At 46.8% G+C, this 11,807-nt stretch carries 7 protein-coding genes; 4 read left to right on the forward strand and 3 right to left on the reverse strand.

Translation table 11 applies throughout. The features are described from left to right. The first annotated feature begins 64 nt into the window (after positions 1-64). Both lpoB and pepN read left to right on the forward strand, forming a co-directional pair. Positions 65-658 carry a penicillin-binding protein activator LpoB gene (gene lpoB, locus SHD_RS17755; RefSeq protein ID WP_200862652.1) on the forward strand — a complete coding sequence of 198 codons (594 nt, stop codon included), beginning with the start codon at positions 65-67 and terminating at the stop codon, positions 656-658. Between the two features lie 228 nt (positions 659-886). After that, positions 887-3,520 carry an aminopeptidase N gene (gene pepN, locus SHD_RS17760; protein WP_023268394.1) on the forward strand — a complete coding sequence of 878 codons (2,634 nt, stop codon included), beginning with the start codon at positions 887-889 and terminating at the stop codon, positions 3,518-3,520. A gap of 52 nt (positions 3,521-3,572) precedes the next feature. Here pepN and SHD_RS17765 read toward each other — a convergent pair whose 3' ends face one another. Next, the gene (locus SHD_RS17765) at positions 3,573-5,099 is read right to left on the reverse strand and encodes an EAL domain-containing protein (protein ID WP_039978639.1); all 1,527 of its coding nucleotides are present in this window, start codon (positions 5,097-5,099) and stop codon (positions 3,573-3,575) included. A 533-nt stretch (positions 5,100-5,632) separates the two neighbouring features. On the opposite strand from SHD_RS17765, the gene SHD_RS17770 reads away from it, so the two are divergent. Further along, entirely contained in the window at positions 5,633-7,525 is a 1,893-nt protein-coding gene (locus SHD_RS17770; protein ID WP_023268396.1) for a methyl-accepting chemotaxis protein, read from the forward strand. Between the two features lie 50 nt (positions 7,526-7,575). Here SHD_RS17770 and SHD_RS17775 read toward each other — a convergent pair whose 3' ends face one another. Further along, positions 7,576-8,964: a sensor domain-containing protein gene (locus SHD_RS17775; RefSeq protein ID WP_039978928.1), complete on the reverse strand. Its 1,389-nt coding sequence runs from the start codon at positions 8,962-8,964 to the stop codon at positions 7,576-7,578. A gap of 372 nt (positions 8,965-9,336) precedes the next feature. Here SHD_RS17775 and SHD_RS17780 point away from each other — a divergent pair, with 372 nt between their 5' ends. After that, on the forward strand, positions 9,337-10,230 hold the full coding sequence (locus SHD_RS17780; RefSeq protein WP_023268398.1) for a DUF72 domain-containing protein: 894 nt from the start codon (positions 9,337-9,339) through the stop codon (positions 10,228-10,230). A gap of 12 nt (positions 10,231-10,242) precedes the next feature. Here the strand turns inward: SHD_RS17780 and SHD_RS17785 are convergent, their stop codons facing one another. After that, entirely contained in the window at positions 10,243-11,712 is a 1,470-nt protein-coding gene (locus SHD_RS17785; RefSeq protein WP_023268399.1) for an inorganic phosphate transporter, read from the reverse strand. Between the last annotated feature and the right edge of the window lie 95 nt (positions 11,713-11,807).

Raw genomic sequence — 11,807 nt, forward strand, 5'->3', positions numbered from 1 at the left:
AGCGGTGAATGTTTGAATAAAACGAGTGTCATTAAGTTTTTACAATCACAAAATGGAACTGACTATGAAACAATTTAAACTGATTTTTGTGCTGGCTGCCGTAATGGGTCTGGCTGCATGTCAATCGAAAGTCGAGTATGGCGATGCCACCGAAGTGGAAACCGTTAACGCAAACTTTGGCTCAACGGATCTGCAAGCCATCGCCGCTAAGATGGTCGATAGCATGATGACTTTCCCGCCTATCGTGGCGATGACAGCGAACAACCGCCCAATTTTGTTTGTCGATAGCATCAAAAACAAAACCTCTGAGCATATCGATACTGAGTCAGTAACCGACTCTATCAGCAACAAGTTACTGCGCTCAGGTAAGTTCCGTTTTATCGATATGACAAAAGTTGATTCAGTTCGTAAGCAACTGGATTACCAAAACAATACTGGTATGGTTGACCCATCAACCGCCATCAAGTTTGGCCGTCAAATCGGTGCCCAGTACATGCTGTATGGCAACCTGTCTAGCATCGTTAAGCAAGATGGCAGCACTAAAGACGTTTACTACAAGATGACTATGCGTCTGATGGATTTAGAGACAGGCCTAATCGAATGGTCAGATGAAAAAGAAATCCGTAAGACAAAGTCTAAGTCTTTCTTAGGTATGTAATCTCGCTCAGCCCCATGGGCTAAACCGAAATACTCAATAAAAGCCAGCAATTTCGCTGGCTTTTTTTACATTTTTAACATTGGTTATCCATGCTAAATAAGGTAGTGTACTCGCCCAAAATACTCAGCAAGGGTGCCGCTTTTGAACCGGATAAGTTTGCCACTTAAACTGGCCCTCCTGCGCCGTATCCAAGCCATAAATAAAGTAAATCGTTGAAGGATTGAAGTCGTGAATTTGTTTAAAGCCAGCCTAGTCGCCCTCACCTGCTCGGCACTGATGTCGTGCGCCGTCCAAAGTCCGTTAAATACGGGTCCTAGGGATGCCAGCCCTTATATCAGCCAATATCAGGCGAGCTTACGTTCACAGGTGATTTCGAATGTGCATTATGAGCTGGATTTTCAACTGACTGGCGACACTGAGTTTAGCGCCACCACTAAGGTCCATTTCAATCTTAGCGAAGTGCCTAAGCAATTGAGCCTCGATTTGAACAAGGCACAAATTAAGCGCTTTTTGATTAATGGCACCGCGGTTTACCCTAATTACAATGGGTCCTACATCAGTTTGAATACCCGTTTACTGTCCTCGGGCGACAACACGGTAGAAGTGCAATTTACTCGCGCCCACAGCACCAATGGTGAAGGTTTACACCGCTTCCAAGACCCCGTCGATGGCAAGGTCTACCTGTACTCGCACTTCGAACCTGCTGCGGCGCAGCAAATGTTTGCGGTGTTCGACCAACCCGATTTAAAAGCCAACTATAAAATCAGCGTGACCGCGCCGAAGGACTGGCAAGTGATCAGCACCATGCGCGAGTCTTCAGTCACACCTGCGGGGGCGATTAATCGTTGGGAGTTTCCTGAAACACCTAAGTTAAGCCCCTATAACTTCTCAATGCACGCAGGGCCATACCATATGTGGCAGGATAACTCTGGCCGCTATCCAATGCGTTTATTTGCACGCCAATCGGTGGCTAACCAAGTCACGCCTGAGGACTGGTTTACATATACTAAACAAGGCTTAAACTTTTTCGATGCCTATTTTGGTATCCCTTACCCCTTTAAAAAGTACGATCAACTCTTAGTACCTGATTTCCTCTATGGTGCGATGGAAAACGCCGGCGCAGTGACCTTTGCCGAAGATCATTTCCTCCACAAAGCGGCAATGACCGCCGAGCAAAAACAAAGCTTAGCTGGCGTTATCATGCATGAGATGGCGCATCAATGGTTTGGCGATCTAGTCACCATGAAATGGTGGAATGGCCTGTGGTTAAACGAGAGTTTTGCTTCTTTTATGGGCACACTCGCCACCCAAGAGGCCACCGAGTTCACCAATGCCTGGCGCAGTTTTTACGCCCAAGGCAAACAACGCGCCTATGAGCAAGACAGCCTAGTGACCACGCATCCTATCGAAGTACCCGTGGCGACCACGCAAAATGCCTTCGATAATATCGATGCAATCACCTATCAAAAAGGCGCCTCGACCCTCAAGCAGTTGCGCCATTTACTCGGCGATCTGGTGTTCCAGCGCGGCGTAAGCAATTACTTAAAGCAATACAGCTATCAAAATGCTGAGCTGGATGACTTTATCAATAGCCTAGCCAAAGCCGCTGGCCGTGACTTAAGCGCCTGGACGAAGGACTGGCTCTACAGTGCGGGAGTCAACACCATCAAGGCCGAATACCGCTGCGACGGCAACCGCATCAGCGAATTTAGCCTGTTGCAGTATCCTGCCAGCAGCGAGTTACCGACACTCAGGGAGCAGAAAGTCCAAATCGCCCTGTTCACTAAGGGACGCTTCGATTTAAGACATGAGACCACAGTACCAGTCACCTACAAGGGCGAACGCACTGAGGTGAAACAATTAGTCGGTGAGCGTTGTCCAGACCTCGTTTACCCCAACTACGATGACTGGGGCTTTGTGAAGGTGCAACTCGATGACAAATCCTTCGACACCGCGAAGCAACAGTTAAGCCGAGTCACAGATCCTCTGCTGCGTTCTATGCTGTGGCAAAGCCTGTGGGACAGTGTGCGTGAGGGTAACCTGAGCCTAGATCAATACTTGAGCACAGTGTTCGTTAACGCCCCTGCGGAGAATGACTACACTGTCGTCGGCCAGATTATTTCGAGCTTGCTACGCAGTAAAGAATACCTCGCGCAAATCGCCCCTATTCAGCAAAACTATGCCGAAAACGCGGTCAAAGGCTTAGCGCAAATGAGCCTTCGTAAGACCATGGAGAGTCGAGGCGACAATGACTTCCAGCGCCGCTGGTTCAATGCCTATATTCAGTTGGCAGGCGATCGCGATAGTCTGCGCCACTTAGCGCAATTGCTGGATGGCAGGACCAAAATCAAGGGCTTAACTTTAGACCAAGATCTGCGCTGGGCCATTATCACTCAGCTGAATCGCTACGACTTCCCGAATGCACAGCAACGTATTACCCAAGAAGCCGCCCGCGATAACTCAGATTCGGGTGAAAAAGCCGCCTTGGCCGCCCAAGTTATCCGCCCAGAAGCGGCTGCAAAACGACGCTGGTTGAGTAAAGTCCACGCCGACGCCCTACCGTTTGCTAAACAGCGCATCATTATGGAAAACCTCTATCCTGCGGAGCAAAAACTCTTAAGCGCAGCCACCGCAGAAGAGCGCCTCGCCAACTTAGGGGATATGGATAAAAAAGGCCCAGTATTTATGCGTAGCTATAGCCGTAACTTGATCCCAACCGACTGTAACTACACCAGTATTGCCGCCTTGGATAAAGTGTTAGATAGCCAAACTGGATTATCGAATCTTGCCCGCCGCACCCTGTTAGAAACTCGCCAAGCCGAGCAGCGCTGCGTGCTGATTAAGAATAAAATGACCCATTGATAAATAGCCCACTAAAAGAGGCTCATCTGAGCCTCTTTTCTATGCCTCGGTCTTATTTCCCGAAGGGTAATTTCTGGTAAAACCGCAGCAAATCCTCAAAGGCCAAAGGCCTTGAGTAAAAATATCCTTGATGTTGATACACACCTTTAGCAGCTAAATAATCCGCCTGCTCCCGCGTTTCGACACCTTCGGCCACCATATCCATCTGCGACTCACGGCCAAAGGCAATAATGGCATCGAGTACCGCGCCCTTTAAGTCCTGCGTGCCTATGGTATCGATAAACATCTTATCGATTTTGATACTGTTAATCCCAAGACGCTGTAAATAGCTAAAACCACCAAAGCCAGTGCCAAAATCATCCAGTTTAAAGTCATGGCATAGGGGAGTGACCGCCTTCATTTCGGCCAAGGCTAACTCGAATTGCGTGATGGGTTTGCGCTCGGTCAACTCGAAGGAAATGCGCTTAGTCCTAGGATCGGGGTGAGACGAAAACCATTGACTGAGTAAACCCGACTCTAAATGCTGGGCGACAATATTAACGCTAACCCAGCCCTTAAGTTGAGGTAAATCCTGATACACCCGCTCCAAAATCAGATCGGTAATAGGCAGAATTAAGCCCGAATCTTCGGCATAGGGAATAAACTGATTCGGCTGAACGAGCACGCCATCGAACCTTCGCCAACGGACTAACATTTCCTGACCGACCACCTCGCCGCTGCGACAATCGATAATTGGTTGGTAGAAGGGAATAAACTCTTTGCGGCTAATGCCCTTTTGGATAAGCATTCCCAGCGACACCCGAGCCGATTGCCAATTCCAATAAAAAATCACCGCTAAAAAGGCCACAATTAAAGCGGCGACGAACAACATAACACCTATACGTGAAAATTCACGCCAATAGAGCACATCTCCAGCTTTTAAGGTTAAAGTGATATCTAATACATTGATATAACGAGAGTCCTCAATAAATGCACTCGATTGTTCTAAAATTTCAGCGCCACGCTGAAGGGGAGATAGTCCTTGATAATAGATGTCTAACTGGTAACAGTCATCGCACAGGTTTGAGAGAATTTCGTTGTAAACAGAGCTATTCGTTAATACGACTAAACGGTGTACACCTAAATGGAAAATATAACCAATACTGCGAGTTCTTTCGTTAGCAGCAACCGTTGTAGCGATATCCACCTGTTGTGAGTCAATCAATAAGCTACGAGTGTGGTCAAATTGATAATTTACCGCGGGTCCGATATTTGAGCATTGAACTCCGTTTGCCAATTCTAACTGTATAAAACGAACGATAGCAGGGCTTAATGAAGGGCTATTCAGTAGGGCAATATCATCGGCATTACAGGTAAAAGATAATTCCGCAAACGCCTGTTCAACATTATTCTGCTCAAAACCATCCAAACCATTTACAAAGGTAAGTGCTATCTCATTGAGATCTCGATTAAACCTCTGTTCAACACTATATGAAGTAATGAGTGGTTGAAGCGCCGCTGCCAATAATATGGGCAATAGAAATATTAGGCAGGTATGTAACCAAGGATTCAGGCACCAACGGGGGAAATTCCATTTCATAACATTCAACTCAATTCCTTAATGAAGAACTCAAAACACGCTCACTTAAAATACATCAACATACTATGCTTTAAGCCAACCGAAAGCTGTGGGATAAATCAAATTCATCATTTTCCTTATGCAGACGCACTCAACCTTTTATACCAATCGTATTAAATATCTGCTCATTCAGCGGGAATTCAACGCGCTTTAGACAAGGCGAAGGCTTGAAGGCATAGTGGTGCTCTGTCGAAAGCCTTAAACGCAGTATAAAGCGCGTTGAAACCCGCCCTTTGGGAGCCACACAGGCATCCCACTCCGGTGTTGCATTGACTTAAAAGGGGATGACCATTTCTGCATCAATGCGCCTTGGATTGAAATGCCTGTGAGGCTCTGAACTGATGAGATATTTAATGTGATTGGTATTAAGCTAAGCTTCGACCGCAACTTAATCAAAGTAATATAGACAAGCTATGTTCCATTAATGCTTTCCCCTTTTCAGCCGCTATACTCTATTAACGTTAGGTTGCTAACGGAATTTAAAGGAATTAAATATGCGATCAACACTTAAAACTCGGCTACTTTTTAGTAGCCTCTTCGCCGTATTCATTACAGTCGCAGTTCTGGTAAGCATTTCAAGCTATTTCATTAGAAATAATGCGTTAGAAAATACGCAGCGCGAAATTGACCAACTGGCTAATACCTTTGCCGAAGGTATTGGCCTGTGGATGCAAGATCGCAAAACAGCCATCACCAGCCTTAAAAAAACCATTGAAGCAGACCCTAGTGTGCAAATAACTCCTTATTTGTTGCAAGCACACAATGCAATGGGTTTTGCACTCACTTATTTTGGTGATGAACAAGGCAACATGTACCGTCAGGATCCGTCGCTTAATACAGCCAACTATGATCCCCGCATTCGTCCTTGGTATATGGATGCCAAAGCCGCAAATGCTATGGTGATGACGGCTCCCTATGTCAGCGCCACTTTGAAGAAACAAGTAGTGACCATTGCTGAACCTGTGATGGTCTCAGGCAGTCTGTTCGGGGTGGCCGCAGCAAACCTCACCATAGATCAACTGACCGATGCCGTGCAACGACTCGAAGTCCCAGGTAAAGGTTATACCCTGATGGTCGACAAAACGGGGCTTATCATTAGCCATCCGAACAACCAGCTCAACAACCAACAACTCAATACAATCGATAAAAATTTTACGCCTAGTTGGTTATCACAACGCGCTAATACCAACACAATGGAAGAACGCGAACTCGATGGCGAAACCCAATTGGTTTATGTTGCTGCTGTTCCATCAACGGATTGGGCATTGATATTCGTGATGAACAAACAGGAAATTATGTCGCAAGCCACGTCACTCGCTTGGTGGATGTCTGCCGTTGGTGCTTGCTTACTGGTGATTTTTGGCTTGGTATTAGTCGCTATCTTTAAAATTCAATTCAAGGACTTAGAACGTGTTGCCTTGGCTCTGAATGATATTGCCGAGGGTGATGGCGATCTAACGGTCAGGATCCATACCGCCAATAGCCACGATGAGATTGGCATCTTGGCCTCTGGCTTTAACCGCTTTGTCGAGCGCCTGCACGGCATGATCTCACGAATGCACAACATCGCAGGCCAGCTTGAATATCAAGCCAAGGGTAGCAGCGCTTCGGCGACGGAAAATAGCCAACGTATCGCAGTGCAACAAGATGAAGTCACTATGGTTGCCACCGCTGTGACTGAAATGGCCAGTGCCACCGAAGAAATTGCCAGCAACGCCGAGCATACGGCACAAACCGCTCAAAACGCCGTTGGACTATCTGACCATGGTCAAAAACAAGTGATGCAGAGTCAGCAATCCATTCGTAACCTAGCGAACGAAGTTGATACAGCTGGCCGTATTATCAGTGAGCTTAATGAACACTCACAAAAGATTAATAGTATTCTGCTCACCATCAGCGGCATTGCAGAGCAAACCAACCTATTGGCCCTAAATGCTGCTATTGAGGCTGCTCGCGCCGGCGAACAAGGTCGGGGTTTTGCCGTCGTGGCTGATGAAGTACGGGTATTGTCGCAGCGCACTCACTCATCGACCCAAGAAATTCAGGCGATGATCGAAACATTGCAGCAAACGGCGGGTAAAGCGGTAAAATCCATGAGTCAAAGCCATGATATGGCTGAAACCAGTGTTGCCGACGCCAACTCAGCTAGTGAGAGCTTGCTACAGATCAGCAAAGCCATTAATGAGATCTCGGACATGGCGAGCCAAATTGCCACGGCAGCGGAGGAGCAAACGTCGGTTACCAGTGAAATTAATCGAAATACTGAGTCTATCCGCGAAGTGTCAGAAAACCTCTCTATCGAAGCCCAAAGTGCAATGGTGCAGTCGCAAGAGCTGGCTCATTTAGCCGCCTCGCTACAACAAGAGGTTTCGCGCTTTAAACTCTAATTCATCCTCTTGAGTGATTCGTCCCCCAATTGCCATTCGCTTTTGGGGGATTAAATCATCAATGCTTCTAAATGCTTCCCTCTCAATCCTGGGTAGCCTAACTCAATGCGATTTCCGCCATTTTTCTTTGCCTTATACATGGCATCATCGGCACAGGACAAAAGTTGCTGCTCATCCCTGCCATGCTCAGGATAAAAAGCAACGCCAATACTTGGGAAAACATGAATTTGATGATCAGCGAGTTCGAATGGCTGGCTTAATGTTTCCAGTATTTTTTGGGCAACCAACAATGTGTTATGGGCAGAATCTACTCGCTCCAGCAGAATTACGAACTCATCACCACCAAAACGAGCAACAGTATCAGAGGCTCTCACACACCCAAGCAGTCGCTGAGCGGTAATTTGCAACAGCATGTCTCCCACGCTATGACCGTAGGAATCATTCACCCATTTAAATTTATCCAAATCTAAATAGAGCAAAGAGAAATAACTCGCCTCCCTATGGGCTCGAGACAAGGCTTTTTGAAATCGATCGTAAAATAGCTCTCTATTTGGTAGATGCGTTAACTGATCGTAAAGAGCAATATGTTCTAAGCGTGCCAACATTTGGCGGCGTTCAATGGCAAAAGCAATTTGGGAAGAGACAAACTCAACTAATTCACAGTCCTGCGCAGTATAAGTCCTAGCACCTGGCGTACTGTGCATGATTAACGCACCAATCACCCCCTTCTGTAATTTTAGTGGCACACCAAGCCAACTAATATGAGGGTTTATCGGGGTTTCGCCCACAGGAAAAGTATAGGTCTCACACACAGGACAAAAAAGTGATGATTCACCCGTTTGAATAATCTGTTCAGCAAAAAGGTTAACACTACCAAAATGAGCGACATTATTTTCAGCCACGGCTATCCGATAGGGGAAATCTAATTGATTAAAATCTTGATCATAAAGCGCTATAGCAAAATTTTCTGCGGGTAAGAGTTTGGCAATAATCTGATGGAGATGACCATAAAGTGAGAGTAAATCCTCTGCCACATGGACAGCTTCAGAAATCTCATATAATGCAGCCTGGCGACGTTCAGCATTTTTATTCTTAGTGATATCTCGAGCGACGGCCACCCGTTGTTGATATTCCTCTGACCAACGAGCAGACCAAAGAATATCCACAATCGCGCCATCCTTGCGTACATAACGATTTTCAAAGTCCACTTTGTATCGACCCGCCATAATTTCCTCTGCGGCGGCAAGTGTGCGTTCACGATCCTCTGGCAGAACTAAATCAAGCATTTTCATGCCAATCATTTCATCAGGGGTATAACCAAAGATGCGTTCAGCTCCGGCACTCACAAATTCAAAGCGCCCCGATTTATCAACGACACAAATGGCATCTAATAACAAATCAATAAAACGACCAAGTGACGTATAACCTTCGTCTTTCACACTCATCTCCCACCATGCCCAAAGCTAAATCGAGAACCGCTAACAGCCTTTTGCTGCTAACATCTTCATCCTTGCTTAACAATCACTTGATACCTACAACTTAGTGCACAGAATAACATACTATTAGAGTAGGTTAATTACCCTAACAGTTCCATGTTCACTTAAACTCGTTAACCGCCAAACGCAGCAGATAAAGTAGTATATTTGACCTAGCAAACTAGATTTAAGCACAATACAGATATAAATCCGCCATGATAAAAGTCACAGCACATCTATCCAATAAATACCCATAATCAGTTTTAACTAGGAGCATTTTTGGCGTCATTCAAATCCCCTTGCCATACTGCACAAAATTTACGTCTAGGACTTGCCATGTGGTCCCATAACCATTGGCAAGAAAGTGTTTATGGTTCAAGTACTAAACAGGCTGACAGACTTGCCCGCTATGCCTGTATCTTCAACACAGTGGAAGGCAACACCAGCTTTTACGCTACGCCAAATGCCCAAACTGTGATGAATTGGCACAGTGCCACTCCAGATGACTTTCGCTTTACCTTTAAACTGCCACAGACCATCACCCATCAAAGACAGTTGCAGAATTGTCAGCAGGAATTATTGGCCTTCTTCCAAGTCATGTCGCCCTTGGTCGAAAAAACCGGTTTGTGGAAAATTCAGCTCCCCGCAGCCTTCGGTCCGGAACAATTGCCCGCATTAGCACGTTTTTTTGATCTGTTACCGCAAGGTTTAACTTATGGCGTAGAAGTTCGCCATTTAGCCTTTTTTGCTAAGGGAGATGCCGAACGGGCGCTAAATCGCCTGCTGATGGACAGGCAAGTTAATCGCATTATTATGGACAGCCGACCGTTATTTGCCCTGCCGCCCGCTAACGAAGCAATTATCGATGCCCATAAGAAAAAGCCACAGGTACCCGTTCATGCTATCGCGACTGCAACTACACCCGTGGTGCGTTTTATTGGCCAAACGGACGGCACGATTGAAGCGTTAGCGGCGAGCAACGATCAGCTGCAAGTCAAGAATAACGATAGCTTTTTTAACAACTGGTTGCGGCAACTCGCGCTGTGGATAAAAGAAGGCCGTGAGCCTTATCTGTTTATCCATACGCCTGATAACCAAACCGCGCCCGAATTAGCGGCGCGCTTATATCAGCAATTGCAGCAACAACTGGCCGATGAGGTCAGCTTGCCGACGATTCAATTGCATAAGGCCTTGGCAGAGTCCGCCGCGCAGATGCAACTGACGTGGTAAAAGAAATTTAGCTTAACCCCAAATAGCGTTAGCGGTAATAAAAACCAAGGCCGATAAGAGCATAGTAATAGGCAGAGTCAGTACCCATGCGAGTAATATCTGTTTAATCGTTTGGCTTTGAAGCCCTGAACGATTGGCCACCATAGTCCCTGCCACCGCCGAAGACAAAATATGCGTAGTCGATACTGGCATGCCCGTCACGCTGGCAATCCCAATCGATGCAGCGGCTGTCACTTGCGCGGCAATCCCTTGGCTGTAGGTCATTCCCGAGGAGCCAATCTTCTCACCAACGGTATAAACAATGCGGCGCCAGCCGACTAAAGTGCCACAGCCCAAGGCAGTGGCAATCGCTACTATCACCCACAAAGGCGCGTATTCGGTCGACTTAGTTAAATCTTTACGCCATTTATTGAGAGAGGTTAACTCCTTGGCAGGTAAGTCTAATTTCGCGACCTTGCGTGCAGTATCATCGATACAGAGCAGCAAGCGTCGCACCTCTCGACGTTCTTCGACGCTCATCTCCTGAAAACTACTGACCTTATCTAAACGGCGATCGAGCAAAGACATGGCTGGTAGCACAGTTTGGGCCGAGCAGTGGCTGAGCAAACTGTCATTGGCACTCACCTGTGCCTGCACATCCACCAGATCGCTAATCTGCGCTTGGTTACGACTGTAGATAGCCATAATGCGGCGGTTAGCATCCTGTGTTCTTTCTAAATCATAGGATTGGCTGCTCATGTCGAGGGCAAAATACGCTGGTGCCATACAAATCAACACCAGCATCACTAGGCCAATGCCCTTCTGACCATCGTTAGAACCGTGGGCGAAGCTCACTCCCATAGCCGACGCTATCAGGCTGACGCGCGCCCAGAACGGCGGATGGCGTTTACCATTAATCTGAAATTGCTCATCTGGGGTGCGGTGGATCTTGTGTTTTTGCCACACGAACTTCATTAGCAACAAAAGTACTCCCGCCAGCACAAAACCGAGCGTGGGCGAGATGATCAGCGACAGCATAATCTGCGTGGCTTTGGTAAGGTTGATACCATGCAGTACAGGTTCATTGTGTATCCAAGCAAATGCGCCACCAACACCCATAATCGAACCAATCAAAGTGTGGGAACTGGAAGCTGGAATACCAAAATACCAAGTACCTAAATTCCAAATAATGGCCGAGAAGAGTAGCGAGAACACCATCAACAGCCCTTGGGTCGAATCCATTCCTAATAATGAATCCACCGGCAGTAAATGCACTATGGCGTAGGCCACGCCAAGCCCACCGAGTAATACACCGGCAAAGTTGAACAGGGCTGAAGAAATCACCGCGAGATTGGCGGGCATCGCCTTGGTGTAGATAACTGTGGCAACAGCGTTGGCGGTATCGTGGAAACCATTGATAAATTCGTAGGCCAGCACAAATAACACTGCTAGCACTAAAGCTACCGACCAACCCAGGCCGATAGAAGTCAATATCTCAAACATGAATCGCTAACCTATAACGAGGACGCCACAGATTACGCCTAAGCTTGGTCTCTTTGACAGTGAAAAATTATTTAGATTGTCAAAAAGTGAATTAC

This window comes from Shewanella decolorationis S12 (assembly GCF_000485795.1).
GTDB classification, from domain to species: Bacteria; Pseudomonadota; Gammaproteobacteria; order Enterobacterales; family Shewanellaceae; genus Shewanella; species Shewanella decolorationis.